The sequence below is a fragment of the Enterococcus pseudoavium NBRC 100491 genome, assembly GCF_001544295.1.
Taxonomy (GTDB): Bacteria; Bacillota; Bacilli; order Lactobacillales; family Enterococcaceae; genus Enterococcus_A; species Enterococcus_A pseudoavium.
Window position 1 is genome coordinate 91,255 of sequence record NZ_BCQF01000002.1, and the last position, 15,339, is coordinate 106,593.

A 15,339-nucleotide genomic window follows, 5' to 3' on the forward strand; every position below is an offset into this window, starting at 1 on the left:
CCTTATTATAACAAAAAAACGCCAGTAACCAAGAAAGTCACTGGCAAAACGTAAGATTTTAATTACTGATTGCTTCTTGATAGTTGTGAAGATCGTCTAAAAGCTGTAAAAGCAGCTGTTCGGCTTCGTTCGGCAAGCGATCGTAGCCACCTTGATAGGTTTTACGAGCTTGAACAAAGGCCAACCTTGTTTCAAGCCGGCTCGTTAAGTGAATCAAGTAATGTTGACTGTTAAAGTCCGGTTCATGTTTTTTGACAGGTAAGTAGCTGATTTTTTTCAACGGACCAAAAGGTTCAAATTGGGCCGAACCATCTGTGATTTTTTCAATACTGCTGAGGGTTTCTTCTGGTGTAACTTTCCGTCCCTTAAATTCGCCAGTATTCAAAATGTAACAAGCCGTTTTTTGCTGTTGGAATAAATCTTTAAAATCTTGATAATCTTCTTGCAGTGGGTAGCAACGGAAAGGATTAGCAAAAGGTTCAATCACTAATTGATCGTTAACTTCTCCAACAACATTTTCCGCTGTTGAGCGTTTGGTAGCCAAAGTTGCCCCAAAGACGGCTGCAAGTGAAGGGTCATCGATTCTGATGACTGGTGGTAAGCTATCATCTTTCATGATCCAGAAAAGTCCATCGACTTTTTCAGCAATATGATCGACCCGATTCGGTGTAGCATAACGACTCTTAATACTCCGGCCATTACCATTACGGATATCTTCAGTCACTAAAACTTTTTTATTTTGTTCATCTAAAGTGACTCCGACATTTTGGGCCGTAACAATGTATTTGATCTGTTCGCTAGTCATGGGATAATCTTGGGTCTTATCAAAATACGCCGGCTCTAATGCAGTGGTGGAGCCTTTCGTTTTGGAAATGACAAAGGCGTCATCATGGAGAACATGAACTTCCCCTTTGTTTTTAGGTTTTGCCAGTGTGATGGTAGATTTTCCCGACCCAGATAAACCAAAGGCCGCCATGGTATATTTCCGATCTTCTAAAAGATACTGTTTCATCCCACCATGACAAGCGATAAAACCATTGCGATGGGCAGTTGCCCAGGCCAAGGTCAAGGTGGCTTTTTTTAGTTCGCCAAAATAGCGTAAGCCTAAAATACCAGCACAATTGTGTAGTGGATCAATTACTACAACACCGTCAGGAAAATCAGGATGTTCCCAATCAGGATCAGCAAAAATGAAAATATCGCCGGTATGAATTTCAGCAGATTCTTGGTAAAAAAGGTGCTTGGCATCGCCAATTTGGAAATTTAATAAATACGAATAGAGATTCGGACTGTAATCTGCCGGCAGCATCAAATGTGATTTCACCGTAAATTCCGCATCCAGACCGACGATGACTTCACCGGAATAAAATTTCTTTTTCCGGGCCTTGAAGACTGCTTCACGTAAAAGTTCGCTGTAGAAGTCCGCATCGATCCCTTGCTGCCCGATAATGCGACGAGCCGCTGCTGTTCGCCCGACGATTTTTCCATCGTTGGTTACTAAAACTTTTGCATCGGTCGGTAGTTGTAATTTACTCGTATACGCAACATCTAAATCCGTCGTAATCGTTCCAGGACTGGCTTTCGCCAAATCATAGGCATCCGTTAAGTGCCGGATCCTGGACACATTATTCCCGTAGAAGGCGGACTCTATGACACTGCGAATGTTTGATAAAAGCCGATTCTCTTTTGTAATCTCATTCCATGAAAAATGTTCAATACTGCTCATTATGAAACCTCCTTAAACTAAGTTGTCATTATTATAATAGCATTAAAATAAAACGCTAACAATCAAATATAAAACAGGCTGATTTTAAAAAATGAATCAATTATTAATTAGAATTTGCTGGTAGCGCTTTTAAACTAAAAATAATATAATGTTAAGGGAGGAGGTCGTTATTATGCTGAAACATTTAATGTTAATTAAAGAAAAAGCGCTTATTTGTTGGCGAGGATTTATAAAAATAGTTTCTGAAAATGAACGTCGCTCCTTACTGATTGCCGCTAGTTTAGTCGTTGTTGCGTTGATCTTTTCGGCTTCAGCGGCCTTTGCGCAAAAGACAATTCGCCAAGATCAATTAAATGAATTAGTTTTTGCTTCGCTCAAATCCGATCATTTGATTCCACTGGAGTTTCAAGCGGTCGATCAGAAAGTAAAGGAAACCAAAGCCGTTTCTATCATGTTCAGTCAACCCAAGGGGACTTCGTTTGAAAATATTCTGACGATTCTAGCTGATCCTAACCAACAAATGATGTTGAATCGCAAGTTTTATTACTATCCACTTGTATATGATAGTCAGAAAATTGCTCAAAAGTATCAATTGGATCCTCGGCAAGTGACCTTCATTTTTTTCCAAAACGGTCAAGAGAAGAACCGTTTTGTAGTGGAAAACTTAAGAGATTTGAATAATGAATTTATTCCTGAGCTAAACCGACTGCCTATGTGGAAACTGAATAAACAAAAATGAGAATACAAGTGAATAAATGAGTTTTTTTTAATAAAAACCATTGACAGCCGAATTTATTTCAGCTAAACTAACGTCAATATAAAAAATATTTCCTAATTACTAAAGAAGGAGTGACATTCATGAACCTTGCAAACTTATCTAATCAGCAATTGAATAGCTGGCAAAACTGGCGTAGATAAGTTGTATTTATGAATTCACTCATAGATACAACTTTTAGACAACTTCTAAAAGTTTGTATCTATGCTGGATCTTTTTTGATGCTTATTCCCGCATAGAGACTATCTATGCGGTTTTTGTTTTTTTAGACAACTACCGTAAAATTTTGGGTAGTTGTCTATTTATTTATTCAAAAAACAAAAACTATTAGGAGGAATAAATCATGAAAAATAAAGGGATTATCGGATCAATTATTGCTTTAGCAATTGTTTTAATCGGAGTGTTTGCTTATCAAATGGGGTCTCGTCAAACAAACGCGACCGAAGATAAAAAAGAGTTGAAAACAGTCGGGATCTTACAATTCATCAGTCATCCATCATTGGATCAGATCAAAGACGGAGTGATTGAAGGATTAAAACAAGAAGGTTATGAAGACGGAAAAAATATCAAGATTGAATTTTTAAACGGTCAAGGCGACCAAAGTAAATTGAATAGTATGAGTCAACAATTATTGGATAAAAATTCAGACGTATTAGTGGGCGTAGCAACGCCGGCAGCCAAGGCATTGGCGAATGCGACAAGTGACAAACCGATCATTATGTCAGCAATTAGTGATCCGATTGGTGCAGGTCTGGTAAAAGATCTTAAAAATCCCGGAGGAAATATTACTGGTGTAAACAATCTGACTCCCGTTGATCAGCAACTAGATATGGCTAAGGAAATGTTTCCTGAAGCGAAAACGGTTGGGATGATCTATTCTTCATCAGAAGAAAATTCTAAGTCACAGATCGAGCGGGCAGAAAAACGAGCGACTAAAGATGGACTGACTGTTAAAAAATATGCCATTAGTTCAAGTAATGATATTGCTCAAATTACCCAGCAAGCTTGTCAAGAAACCGATTATTTATATATTCCACAAGATAATACGATTGCCAGTGCCTTTCAAACAATGATTAGCGAATCGGATAAAGCTAAAAAACCAGTTTTTGTCTCGGTCGATAATATGGTGAAAGAAGGCGGGATTGCAACTGTCGGTCAAAATCAATTCGAATTAGGTGTTGAATCTGGCAAAATGGCAGCAGATGTTTTAAGTGGTAAAGCTAAACCAGCAAGCACACCAGTCAATGTGATTGATTATGGCGATATGATCATCAATGAAGAAAAGGCGAAGGAATTAGGGATTACGATTCCAGAAAATATCAAAGAAAAAGCAGAAGTCGTTAAAGGAGAATAGACAAATGATAATTTCAGCGATTGGACAAGGTTTTTTATGGGGAATCTTAGGTTTAGGGATTTTCATGACCTATCGAATTTTAAACTTTCCTGATATGACGACAGAAGGATCATTTCCATTGGGAGGAGCCGTTTGCGTGACGGCCATTACCCACGGAGTTTCTCCGCTTCTTGCGACGTTATTAGGAATTGTTGCCGGGATGTGTGCGGGCTTTGTTACCGGTATCCTGTATACCAAAGGGAAAATTCCAGTCATTTTAGCTGGAATTCTCGTCATGTCAGGTTTGAATTCGGTGATGTTGTTTGTGATGCAAACACCGAATCTCTCTTTATTGAAACAACCAAAAATTCAAGATTTTTTTACAAATCTAAATTTGCCAGATCATTTTGACATCGTCTTATTAGGTCTAGTAGCTATCCTGATTCTTATCGCTTTGTTGCTTTTCTTCTTTTTCACTGATTTTGGTCAAGCCTATATTGCAACTGGCGATAATGAAAACATGGCGCGCTCGATTGGTATCAATACGGACCGCATGAAAGTAATCGGCTTAACATTATCGAATGGCGTGATCGCATTATCAGGGGCACTAATCGCACAAAATGACGGATATGCCGATATTGGCAAAGGGGTCGGGGTGATTGTGATTGGGCTCGCTTCTATCATCATTGGTGAAGTATTATATGGCGAAGTGACTTTTATTGAACGTTTAGTAGCGATTGTTTTGGGAAGTATCATTTATCAGTTATTAATCTTGATCATCATCAAAGCAGGCTTAGATACTACTTACTTGAAAATTTTCTCTTCGATTATTTTAGCGTTATGTTTGATGATCCCGCGGTTGAAAGAAGCGTTGAATTTGAAAACGGGCTTGGAAAAGGAGGAGTGATTGGATGAATGCTTTAGAAGTAAGAAATGCCAGTAAAACCATCAGTAATGGAATTAACGATCAACGTAAAATTTTGAATAATGTCGATTTGACGATCGTTCCTGGGGAGTTTGTCACCGTCTTAGGCGGAAATGGGGCTGGGAAAAGTACCCTCTTTAACAGTATTTCCGGCAGCCTACAACTAGATAGCGGAACTGTTTCGGTCATGGGAAAAGACCTCACGAAGCTTTCAGAGGAGCAGCGGGCAGTTTCCATCGCCCGTGTTTTCCAAGATCCTAAGATGGGGACTGCTCCACGATTGACCGTAGCTGAGAATTTAGGATTGGCTGAAAAACGTGGGCAAAAACGTCGTTTGAAACAACGACAGTTAAATCAAAAGAAAGAACTATATCATAAATTGTGCAAACTAATCGGTAACGGACTGGAGAACCATCTTGATACACCAACCGGTTTTCTCTCCGGGGGACAGCGCCAAGCCTTGAGTTTACTGATGGCCACTATCACCAAACCCGATTTATTACTTTTAGACGAGCATACAGCTGCACTCGATCCGAAAACAGCGAAACAGTTAATGTTGCTGACCGATCAGCGCATCAAAGAAGAAAAACTGACTTGCCTAATGGTCACGCATAAAATGGAAGATGCCTTGAATTATGGTGATCGTGTGATCGTAATGGAAAAAGGTCAGATCGTGAAAGATATTCGAGGTGAAGAGAAACAACGGATGACATTAGGCGATTTATTCCTGCTTTTTGAAGAAGGCGAAACTGTAGCTGAAGTAATGTAAATAAAATTATTTGCAGAAAATTTAAAAAATAGGTTGACTTATTTTATCAAGCGCAATATACTAAGTTCAATCTTAAATCAGTTTGGAGCGAATTTTATGAATACAAATAAGAATACGCACACACAACTGAATAATTATTACTTTAGCTATTTTAGATAGGTTTGTGTTCATGGTTCATGGATGCAAACGGACAACCAGTTTGTATCTATGATGGCTAGAGATATTAAGGATGACTTAATGCCACATAGATGAAAATCTATAGTGGCTTTTTCTTTGGATTCAATTTATTTTGGAGACTAGGCTCATTGTAGATTTTCTACAGTGGGCCTTTTTGTTAGTTCTACTTGATCTTTTAGTAGAATTATTTTTGGGGAAATGAGTTCATCAATTTCCTAACAGCTGGGTTTAAGTCGCTGATTGAAGGTTATTATTTATCTGAAGGAGTGAGAAAGATGGAAAAAGAAATTTCTGGAAAAACACGGTTAGCAGGGTTATATGCCTTGCCAGCAAGGCATAGCTTTTCACCGCTGATGCACACAACAGCCTTTCAAGCAACAGGGGTTGATGCAATCTATTTAAGCTTTGACATTCAACCTGAACGATTGGGAGAAAGTATCCAAGCGATCCGTAACCTTGAAATGTTGGGAATCAATTTATCGATGCCCCATAAAATGGCGGCTATCAACTATGTGGATGAGCTCAGTCAAGCAGCTCGTTTGATCGGGGCAATCAATACGATTGTCAATCAAAAAGGTAAATTAATTGGACACAACACAGACGGTAGTGGTTGTATGGCAAGTTTGAAGCAAAACGGGATAGAAATTATCGGCAAAAGAATGACGATTCTGGGAGCCGGTGGAGCAGCCACTGCAATTATTACCCAAGCTGCGATCGATGGCGTCAAAGCAATTGATGTTTTCAATATCAAAGACGATTTTTATCGAAAAATTGAACCAAAACTTGCGGAGATTGCCGCAGAAACCGATTGTCAAATTCAATTACATGATTTAGCGGATGAAGCACAACTAACAGCTAGTATAGCCGCAAGTAGTTTATTGATTAATGCCACAAATATAGGTATGGCTCCTGATACAGAGCAAATGCCTTTGCCTAATACAACCTTATTAAGAAAAGATCTTCCTGTTTTCGATGTCATCTATCATCCCGGCGAAACCAAACTGTTAAAAGCGGCCAAAGAAATAGGCGCTATCACCGTGAATGGTTTAGGGATGCTACTTTATCAAGGAGCCGCCGCTTTCAAGCTTTGGACAGGTGAAGAAATGCCGGTAGCATTAATTCAACCGTTATTGGAACAAGAAATTAAAAAATAAAATGTGAAGGAAGTTATTCGTATGATTTTAATTATTAAAAAAGGAATTCAAGAGGCAGAATTGTCACCCATCTTATCACGTATTAAAGAAGAAGGATTAGATGTTCAGATTAATCATGGTAAAGATCGCTTAGTCTTAGGTCTACTAGGAGATCCTAAAATTATCCAAAATGTACCATTTCAAGCTTACAGTGTCGTTGAACGGGCAGTCGCCATTTCAAACACGTACAAATTGACTTCAAGAGAATTCCATCCGCAAGATACAGTCGTTGATGTCGATGGTGTAAAAATTGGAGATGGTAGCTTTGTAACGATGGCTGGTCCTTGTTCAGTGGAAGGCGAAGAACAAATCATGGAAACAGCACGGATGGCCAAAGCCGGTGGAGCAAAAATCTTACGAGGTGGAGCCTACAAACCGCGGACTTCTCCCTACGCTTTCCAAGGACTGGGTGAAGAAGGCTTGAAGATTATGCGTAAAGCCGCTGATGCCCATGGCCTAAAAGTGATTACAGAAGTGATGGACGAAGCCCATATCGATGTAGTTTGCCAATACGCAGACATTATTCAAATTGGTGCCCGCAACATGCAAAACTTTCGTCTATTAGAAGCTGTTGGTAAAACAGGCAAACCAATTGGCCTGAAACGGGGAATCTCAGGAACGATCCAAGAATGGTTGAACGCGGCGGAATACATCGCTGTTCAAGGCAATTCAAAAATTATCTTCATAGAACGCGGGATTCGGACCTACGAAACTGCCACTCGAAATACTTTTGATCTAAGCGCAGTTCCATTAATTAAGAAAATGAGCCATTTCCCAATTATTGTTGATCCAAGTCATGGAACCGGTGTTTGGGATTTAGTGGGACCGATGGCACGAGCTGGGGTCGCCGCCGGAGCCGATGGCATGATCGTGGAAATTCATCCAGATCCATTACACGCATGGTCGGATGGCGAACAATCATTGAATGAGAAAAATTACTTGCAAATGATGAGTGAAGTGGAAATTTTAGTTGAAGCGATGCAAAAAATCAAAGCACTTGAAAAAGAGCCTTCACTTATTAAATAAAAGCCCATTATTTTTATAGCGCGAACGAGGAGGAACGTTTGATGGAAATTGTTTTACCAGATAAAAGCTATGAAATTATTGTAAAGCATCATGCTTTGGAGACTGTCGGTGAATGGATCGCTTCACTATGGCAAAATAAAAAAATTGCGATTATCAGCGATGATCATGTTTTTCCGCTTTATGGTGATACGGTTCAACAACAATTAGTTGACTATGAAGTTTGTCATTATGTCGTACCATCTGGAGAAAGCAGTAAGTCGTTAGAAATGGCAAACCAGCTTTATGATTTTCTAGCTGATCAACAGTTTACCCGTAGTGATGCCATCATCGCATTAGGTGGAGGGGTCGTTGGCGATTTGGCAAGTTTTGTCGCCTCAACTTATATGCGGGGGATTGCTTTTGTTCAAATTCCAACATCACTATTGGCTCAAGTTGATTCAAGTATTGGGGGAAAAACCGCCGTCAACTCAAGTAAAGCTAAAAATATGATTGGAACGTTTGCTCAACCGGACGGGGTATTGATTGATCCAGAAACATTGAACACCTTACCCGATGTTCGGGTTCGTGAAGGAATTGCTGAAATTATTAAATGTGGTGCGATTAGTGATGCTTCATTATGGAAAGACCTTGAGGAACTAACAGGAATCCAAGAGCTTTTAACAAATAGTGAAGCAATCATTTTGAAGGCTTTGCAAGTGAAAAAAACGGTCGTTGAGGAAGATGAATTTGATAATGGTTCACGACTTTTGTTGAATTTTGGTCATACGATTGGCCACGCACTTGAAAATACGGCTGGTTATGGAAAAATCAGCCACGGAGAAGCGGTTGCGATTGGTATGGTTAAGATTTCCCAAACAGCGGAATTGAAGAAGTTAACTCCGGCCGGCATCTCCGACCAGCTAATTGCGATGAATCAAAAGTATGGATTACCTGTCTCATATCAACCATGGGAAACAGAAAAATTTTATTCGGCCATTACCCATGATAAAAAGGCTCGGGGTGACAGCTTGAATATCATTTTATTAGATAAAATCGGTCAAGCAAAAATTCAAAAAATAAAAATAACTGAAATGAAGGATTATTTAATAGAAGGGAAGTAGTTTATGCGTTACTTAACAGCTGGAGAATCTCATGGACCAGAATTAACCACTATCATCGAAGGTGTTCCAGCAGGGCTGACACTTTCCGTTGAAGCAATCAATCACGAACTAGCAAGAAGACAAGGTGGCTACGGTCGTGGTGGGCGAATGAAGATCGAAAAAGATCAAGTTCGCATCACTTCTGGCGTACGCCATGGTAAAACATTAGGATCTCCAATCACCATGATCGTGGAAAATCGCGATTGGAAAAACTGGCAGAAAGTCATGTCTGTTGAACCAGTAGAAGAAAAAGTGGAAAAATTACGGCGGGTCGCAAAACCCCGACCTGGACATGCGGATTTAGTCGGTGGCATGAAATATCATCACAGTGATCTAAGAAATGTATTGGAACGTTCATCTGCTCGTGAAACAACGATGCGCGTGGCCGTTGGAGCCTTAGCCAAACAAATATTAGCCGCTGTTGACATTGAGATCGCTAGTCATGTAGCAATACTCGGTGGGATCGAAGCGGAAGTTCCTGAAAACTTAAGCGTTAAGGAGATTCAAACCAAAGCAGCCGTTTCTGAAGTCAATATGGTCGATCAGACCGTTGAAGAATCAGTCAAAGAATTGATTGATCAAACCAAAAAAGCCGGTGATACAATCGGCGGAGTCGTAGAAGTACGAACCGACAATGTGCCAGCTGGCTTAGGCAGCTATGTCCAATGGGACCGTAAGTTGGATGGCAAGATAGCGCAAATTATGCTGAGTATCAATGCCTTTAAAGGAGTGGAATTTGGTATCGGGTTTGAAGCCGCGCATCAACCAGGCTCAAAAGTTATGGATGAGATCGTCTGGAATGAAGGCTACAGCCGAACCAGCAACCACCTTGGCGGATTTGAAGGCGGGATGACAAATGGTGAACAAATCATCGTTCGCGGTGTCATGAAGCCAATCCCGACTTTATACAAACCGTTAATGAGCGTTGATATCGATACTAAAGAACCATACAAAGCCAGCGTTGAACGTTCAGACAGTACAGCGGTTCCTGCAGCATCTGTCGTGGCGGAACATGTCGTTGCAACAGTTTTAGCAGAAGAAATTTTAGAGAAATTCTCGGCTGATACAATGGATGAATTGCAACAAGCGGTCGCAGAATACCGGGAAGCAGTCAAAAACTTTTAAGAAAGCGGGTAGGACTATGAGAAAAAAAGTGTTCGTCTTAGGACTCGGTTTAATCGGCGCTTCATTATGCCGCGCAATTAAAAATGCAACGATTGAGTTGTACGGCTGGGATTATTCGAAGGAAACCCGTGAAATTGCTCGTGAAGTTGGCTTAGTCGATCACATTGCTTCTATTGAAAATGCATCTGAGATGGACATTATTATTTTAGCCGTACCCGTTCTATCTACCTTACATTACTTAAATGAACTGTCACATTTACCTTTAAAAAAAACTGTCATCGTGACAGATACCGGTAGTACAAAAAATGAAGTCATGAAATTAGCCAAAACCTTACCATTTACGTTTATTGGGGGACATCCAATGGCGGGCTCTCATAAATCCGGGGTCAAAGCAGGGAATCCGAATCTTTTCGAGGAAGCTTACTATATTTTGACCCCATCTGAAGGAGCGAATGTCGAGCCGCTAATGGAGCTGTTGGTACCGACGCGAGCAAAGATTGTTGTGATCGAACCTGAAGCTCACGATGAAATTGTCGGTGTCTTGAGTCACTTACCACATATTGTGGCATCAGGTTTGGTAAAAATGAGCGATCAGTTAGTAAAAGAACATCCTCGGGCCACGCAGCTAGCAGCAGGCGGTTTTCGAGATATCACTCGAATCGCTTCATCCGACCCACAAATGTGGACAGATATTCTACTGACCAATCGTTCGATTTTACTAGATTTGATCAATCGTTGGCAAGCTGAAATGGGCAAGATTCATGAGAGTCTAGTAAAAGAAGACCAACCGGCCATTTACAATTTTTTTAGTCAAGCTAAACATTCGCGGGATAAGTTACCGACCAAAGACCATGGTGTTATTCCAGCCTTCTACGATCTGTACATTGATATCCCTGATATCGCTGGAGCAATCGCTAAGGTCATGACACTCATTAGTGAGGTGGATATCTCTATTATTAACTTGAAGATTCAAGAAACCCGCGAAGACATCTTTGGTGTTTTAGAACTTTCATTTAAAAATCAAGCCGATTTGGATAAAGGACAATTATTAATTGAAAAAGCCGATTTTCGTTGTCGCAGAAGGAGTTGAACCAATGAAACTATTAGAAAGTAAAACGGGACTGAATGGCATCTTAGTCGTTCCAGCCGATAAATCCATTTCTCATCGCAGCATTATGTTTGGCGCAATCAGCCATGGAAAAACGATCGTTCACAATTTTTTAAGAGCGGAAGATTGTTTGAGTACCGTGGCAGTCATTAAAGCATTAGGCGTTACGATCAAGGATGATGGAACAGATATCATCATTGACGGAAAGGGTTTTGATCATTTAAAAGCGGCTAAACAGCCATTAGATGCGGGAAATTCTGGAACAACTATGCGCTTAGTATTAGGAATCTTAGCTGGGCAGTCATTTTCTGCAAAAATTGCCGGAGATGCTTCGCTAAATCGTCGCCCGATGGAACGTGTGATGGGACCACTGAGAATGATGGGTGGAAAGTTACAGGGAGAAATGGGCAGCGAATTTCCGCCAATCGAGGTACAAGGCAGTCCGCTAGTAGCGATTACGTATGAAATGCCGATCGCCAGTGCACAAGTAAAGTCAGCAATTCTTTTTGCGGCACTGCAAGCAGAAGGGTCAACTACTATTATCGAAAAAGAAAAATCACGTAATCATACTGAGGAAATGATCAAACAATTCGGTGGTAGTATTTCAATAGAAGGTAAAGAACTCACGGTACCTGGTGGACAAAAGTTAATTGGTCAAGAAGTAACGGTACCTGGTGATATTTCCTCTGCAGCTTTTTACCTAGTGGCAGCCAGTTTACTTCCTAATAGTGCGCTTGAGTTAAAACACGTTGGTATCAACCCGACGCGCACCGGAATTCTAGATGTCTTACAAGAGATGGGGGCGAATATTCGTCAGACAGCACTTGATGCACAAAACCAAGCGGCAGATCTTCTGATTAAATCTGCACCCTTGAAAGCCGTTGAGATTGGTGGAGAAATTATTCCTCGTTTAATTGATGAATTGCCGATTATTGCCTTAGCAGCAACACAAGCAACCGGAACAACTATCATTCGGGATGCTCAAGAATTGAAAGTCAAAGAAACCAATCGAATTGACGCGACTGCTCAAGAACTGAATAAATTAGGGGCAAATATCGAAACTACAGAAGACGGACTAATCATCCATGGACCCACAGCGTTACATGGTGGAGACGTTGATAGCCATGGAGATCACCGGATTGGTATGATGCTACAGATTGCCGCCTTATTGACGAAAGAATCCGTGGATTTAAATAATCCAGAGGCAATCAATATCTCTTATCCAAGCTTTTTTAACGACTTAAGTGCACTACTTTAAATTATCGGCTGAGGCTGAGAATTGAACTTGTGCTGACCAGCAGTGAAAAATCCGATCGCTACTTAATTATTGGACTTGTTGGACAGCGGAAATCACTACATTAAAATGAACGAGGAGAATGTCTTATGGAATCAATCGTCTTAATCGGCTTTATGGGAGCCGGAAAAACTACCATTAGTAGAGAACTCGCTGCTACACTGAATGTCCGTGTGGTAGACATGGATGATGTTTTAGTCGAACGAATCGGTCAACCGATCAACGATTACTTCGAAAAGCATGGGGAAGATTCTTTCCGTAAGAATGAGACAGCGCTTTTAAAAGAAGCTTTGAATGAAGAGGCCGTGATTGCGACGGGTGGTGGCGTCATTTTGCAAAAAGAAAATCAAAAAGTATTATCGAATAAATTAGTCGTCTATTTAAAGGCAGATGCAAACGTACTGGTAAAACGAATTCGGGAAGATAAGGTGAATATTCGACCGTTGGCGCTTAAAAATGCGGATGGCGACTTGAAACGACTTTTTTACTCAAGGGAAAAATTGTATGAAAAACTTGCGAAGATCACCGTGGATACTTCAGAGAAATTGCCCCAAGATATTGTTAACGAGATTATTCAACAAGTTGAGGGTGTGTCGTAATGAAAGTTGGCTATTTAGGACCAAAAGGCTCATTCACTTATAGCGCAGCTAGAAATTTTTTCAGCGATGAAGTTTTGTTTCCTTATGAATCACTCACAGCACTGTTGGAGGAACAAAGAAAGCAAACTTTGGATTATTGTGTTGTTCCTATCGAAAATACGATTGAAGGCTCAGTACTACCTACCTTAGATCTGATTTTTCAAACATTGCCAACCATTCAAGGGGAAATAACATTACCAATTCAACAGCAGTTAATGGTCCATCCCAAGCATGCCCAGCGTTGGCAAGAAACCGAATTAATCTGTAGCCACCAGCAGGCGTTAGCTCAGTCGCAAGTGTTCCTTATGAGCCACTTTCCTACGGTGGCTATCGAGCAAATGAGTTCAACGGCACAGGGAGCCAAAAAAGTCGCAGATCATCCAGCTAGTCACTATGCCGCGATTGGGTCAGAAGAAGCGGCTAGACAATTTGGTTTAACGATTGTTCAAAGAAACATTCAATCGATTGACGAAAACGAGACTCGTTTTTGGATTTTAGGCGAAAAACCATTGGCAACGGAGTTAGTGTCAGGTAAAAATAAGGCCACCGTTTTGTTTGACTTGGCTGCGGATCATCCTGGAGCACTTTATCAATGTTTGGCTGTCTTTTCGGAAGAAAAAATTAATCTGACAAAGATTGAATCGCGCACGCAAAAAACTAAATTAGGCGAATATTTCTTTATTATTGACTTAGAGACGCCTCAAGAGGATTGTTTACAAAAAGTTTTACAACGATTAAAAAGCCAGAATTTTGCGGTTACTTTAATCGGTGATTACCCAACCTATCGCCCAACGGTTAGAAAATCTTAGTAGTTAAGGTTTTCTAATTTTTTTTGAAAAAAATAAGACAAAGTTCAGATGATTTGCTATTTTAATACTAATAGTAATCAGATAAAGAGGTGCACCATGAGCCGAATGGATAAATATAAAAAAATTCACAAGGAAAGTCAGAAGGAAGATAAAAAATCTTTTGGCTTTCGACGTGAAGTGAAAAAGCCAGAAAGAGCTGACGAAGACAAGCAGCTTTTTCAATCAACGGAACCAACTTATCAGGAAAGAGATTATGAACCTGAAAGAGAATTTTATTATGAAGATCATTATCAGGAACCAAATCAAAAAACGAAAAAGCGGCGTTTAGCTTTCAAATTACCTGCTATTAAAAATCCTTTTCGACGCACCCCCAAGAATTCTTATGAACAAAAACCTAGGAAAAAACGCAGTTGGCGCAAATTTTTATTGATGATCCTGTTGGGGTTATTAGCTTACTCAGTCGTCGCCTTTGCGGTCGGAAATTTTGCAGCTAAGCATGATTCATCGATGCCCCCAATTGAAACGCAAGAATTCAATGGAGTCGAATCAGCGGACGGAACAAAAAATATTCTTTTACTAGGTAGTGATACGCGGGATAATTTGAGTGGTCGATCCGATTCTATGATGGTCTTGCAGGTCGATGGGAGAGGAAAGCCTAAATTAGTTTCCTTTATGCGGGATATGTATGTCGACATTCCTGGTGTCGGCCAAAATAAATTAAATGCTGCTTACGCGTACGGCGGTGCAGATTTGGTTCGTCAAACCTTAAAAGATAATTTTGGGATTGATTGTCGTTATTATGCGATGGTGGACTTCCAGACCTTTGAAAAAGGGGTCGATGCTTTGTTTCCCCGTGGTGTACAAATCGATGCGGAAAAAGATATGAGTGCCTATATCGATGAGCCGATCACTAAGGGACCGCAGCGGATGAATGGTCATACCTTACTGAACTATGCTCGTTTTAGAATGGATGAAGAAGGCGATTTTGGTCGAGTTCGTAGACAACAGCAAGTCATGGGTTCCGTCTTTAGTCAATTAAAGAACCCATTAGTATTATTACGTGGACCTTATGCAGCCGGAAAAATTTGGGGCTACTTATCGACGGATATGCCCAACACATTTGTTTTAGGAAATCTTTTCAATTTCGCTAAAGCAATTGGTGGCATCGAGCGCCTGACTCTCCCAGTTGACGGTTCATGGTCATATATTGATACTGCTAACGCTGGCAGTGCTTTGGCAGTCGATACAGTGCAAAATGCACAAGCCGTTCAGGCCTTTTTGAGCAAGGAATAGATTTTTCAT

14 protein-coding genes are annotated in these 15,339 nt (G+C 40.5%); 13 read left to right on the forward strand and 1 reads right to left on the reverse strand.

Annotation, left to right across the window (positions count from 1 at the left end):
* Window positions 1-58 precede the first annotated feature (58 nt).
* Window positions 59-1,726, reverse strand: a complete 1,668-nt coding sequence (locus EP1_RS01555; RefSeq protein ID WP_067622298.1) for a phosphoenolpyruvate carboxykinase (ATP) — start codon at window positions 1,724-1,726, stop codon at window positions 59-61.
* 172 nt (window positions 1,727-1,898) lie between these two features.
* On the opposite strand from EP1_RS01555, the gene EP1_RS01560 reads away from it, so the two are divergent.
* The 13 genes from EP1_RS01560 (at window position 1,899) to EP1_RS01620 (ending at window position 15,330) form a co-directional block, all read left to right on the forward strand.
* Window positions 1,899-2,465, forward strand: a complete 567-nt coding sequence (locus tag EP1_RS01560) for a hypothetical protein (RefSeq protein WP_067622300.1) — start codon at window positions 1,899-1,901, stop codon at window positions 2,463-2,465.
* A 379-nt stretch (window positions 2,466-2,844) separates the two neighbouring features.
* Entirely contained in the window at window positions 2,845-3,855 is a 1,011-nt protein-coding gene (gene trpX, locus EP1_RS01565; RefSeq protein ID WP_067622303.1) for a tryptophan ABC transporter substrate-binding protein, read from the forward strand.
* A gap of 4 nt (window positions 3,856-3,859) precedes the next feature.
* Complete coding sequence (locus tag EP1_RS01570; protein ID WP_067622305.1) at window positions 3,860-4,741, forward strand: ABC transporter permease; 882 nt, start codon at window positions 3,860-3,862, stop codon at window positions 4,739-4,741.
* A 4-nt stretch (window positions 4,742-4,745) separates the two neighbouring features.
* Entirely contained in the window at window positions 4,746-5,528 is a 783-nt protein-coding gene (locus tag EP1_RS01575) for an ABC transporter ATP-binding protein (RefSeq protein ID WP_067622308.1), read from the forward strand.
* A 452-nt stretch (window positions 5,529-5,980) separates the two neighbouring features.
* Window positions 5,981-6,859, forward strand: coding sequence for a shikimate dehydrogenase (gene aroE / locus EP1_RS01580; protein ID WP_067622311.1), 879 nt, complete (start codon window positions 5,981-5,983; stop codon window positions 6,857-6,859).
* Between the two features lie 21 nt (window positions 6,860-6,880).
* Window positions 6,881-7,924, forward strand: a complete 1,044-nt coding sequence (aroF, locus tag EP1_RS01585) for a 3-deoxy-7-phosphoheptulonate synthase (protein WP_067622314.1) — start codon at window positions 6,881-6,883, stop codon at window positions 7,922-7,924.
* Window positions 7,925-7,965: 41 nt separating this feature from the next.
* Entirely contained in the window at window positions 7,966-9,024 is a 1,059-nt protein-coding gene (aroB, locus tag EP1_RS01590; RefSeq protein WP_067622317.1) for a 3-dehydroquinate synthase, read from the forward strand.
* A 3-nt stretch (window positions 9,025-9,027) separates the two neighbouring features.
* Entirely contained in the window at window positions 9,028-10,188 is a 1,161-nt protein-coding gene (aroC, locus tag EP1_RS01595; RefSeq protein ID WP_067622320.1) for a chorismate synthase, read from the forward strand.
* 16 nt (window positions 10,189-10,204) lie between these two features.
* Complete coding sequence (locus EP1_RS01600; protein ID WP_067622322.1) at window positions 10,205-11,278, forward strand: prephenate dehydrogenase; 1,074 nt, start codon at window positions 10,205-10,207, stop codon at window positions 11,276-11,278.
* A gap of 4 nt (window positions 11,279-11,282) precedes the next feature.
* Window positions 11,283-12,554, forward strand: a complete 1,272-nt coding sequence (aroA, locus tag EP1_RS01605) for a 3-phosphoshikimate 1-carboxyvinyltransferase (protein ID WP_067622325.1) — start codon at window positions 11,283-11,285, stop codon at window positions 12,552-12,554.
* A 125-nt stretch (window positions 12,555-12,679) separates the two neighbouring features.
* Window positions 12,680-13,189, forward strand: coding sequence for a shikimate kinase (locus EP1_RS01610; RefSeq protein ID WP_067622331.1), 510 nt, complete (start codon window positions 12,680-12,682; stop codon window positions 13,187-13,189).
* On the forward strand, window positions 13,189-14,037 hold the full coding sequence (gene pheA, locus EP1_RS01615) for a prephenate dehydratase (protein WP_067622334.1): 849 nt from the start codon (window positions 13,189-13,191) through the stop codon (window positions 14,035-14,037). Before EP1_RS01610 ends, pheA begins: the two co-directional genes overlap by 1 nt.
* 96 nt (window positions 14,038-14,133) lie before the next feature.
* On the forward strand, window positions 14,134-15,330 hold the full coding sequence (locus EP1_RS01620; protein ID WP_067622336.1) for an LCP family protein: 1,197 nt from the start codon (window positions 14,134-14,136) through the stop codon (window positions 15,328-15,330).
* Window positions 15,331-15,339 lie beyond the last annotated feature (9 nt).

What these genes read in the sequence shown, in the direction of transcription:
- EP1_RS01610 (WP_067622331.1), top strand. Translation starts at nt 12,680, where the DNA reads ATGGAATCAATCGTCTTAATCGGCTTTATGGGAGCCGGAAAAACTACC.
- EP1_RS01600 (WP_067622322.1), top strand. Translation starts at nt 10,205, where the DNA reads ATGAGAAAAAAAGTGTTCGTCTTAGGACTCGGTTTAATCGGCGCTTCA.
- EP1_RS01560 (WP_067622300.1), top strand. Translation starts at nt 1,899, where the DNA reads ATGCTGAAACATTTAATGTTAATTAAAGAAAAAGCGCTTATTTGTTGG.
- aroC (WP_067622320.1), top strand. Translation starts at nt 9,028, where the DNA reads ATGCGTTACTTAACAGCTGGAGAATCTCATGGACCAGAATTAACCACT.
- trpX (WP_067622303.1), top strand. Translation starts at nt 2,845, where the DNA reads ATGAAAAATAAAGGGATTATCGGATCAATTATTGCTTTAGCAATTGTT.
- pheA (WP_067622334.1), top strand. Translation starts at nt 13,189, where the DNA reads ATGAAAGTTGGCTATTTAGGACCAAAAGGCTCATTCACTTATAGCGCA.
- EP1_RS01575 (WP_067622308.1), top strand. Translation starts at nt 4,746, where the DNA reads ATGAATGCTTTAGAAGTAAGAAATGCCAGTAAAACCATCAGTAATGGA.
- aroE (WP_067622311.1), top strand. Translation starts at nt 5,981, where the DNA reads ATGGAAAAAGAAATTTCTGGAAAAACACGGTTAGCAGGGTTATATGCC.
- EP1_RS01555 (WP_067622298.1), bottom strand. Translation starts at nt 1,726, where the DNA reads ATGAGCAGTATTGAACATTTTTCATGGAATGAGATTACAAAAGAGAAT.
- aroA (WP_067622325.1), top strand. Translation starts at nt 11,283, where the DNA reads ATGAAACTATTAGAAAGTAAAACGGGACTGAATGGCATCTTAGTCGTT.
- aroF (WP_067622314.1), top strand. Translation starts at nt 6,881, where the DNA reads ATGATTTTAATTATTAAAAAAGGAATTCAAGAGGCAGAATTGTCACCC.
- EP1_RS01620 (WP_067622336.1), top strand. Translation starts at nt 14,134, where the DNA reads ATGAGCCGAATGGATAAATATAAAAAAATTCACAAGGAAAGTCAGAAG.
- aroB (WP_067622317.1), top strand. Translation starts at nt 7,966, where the DNA reads ATGGAAATTGTTTTACCAGATAAAAGCTATGAAATTATTGTAAAGCAT.
- EP1_RS01570 (WP_067622305.1), top strand. Translation starts at nt 3,860, where the DNA reads ATGATAATTTCAGCGATTGGACAAGGTTTTTTATGGGGAATCTTAGGT.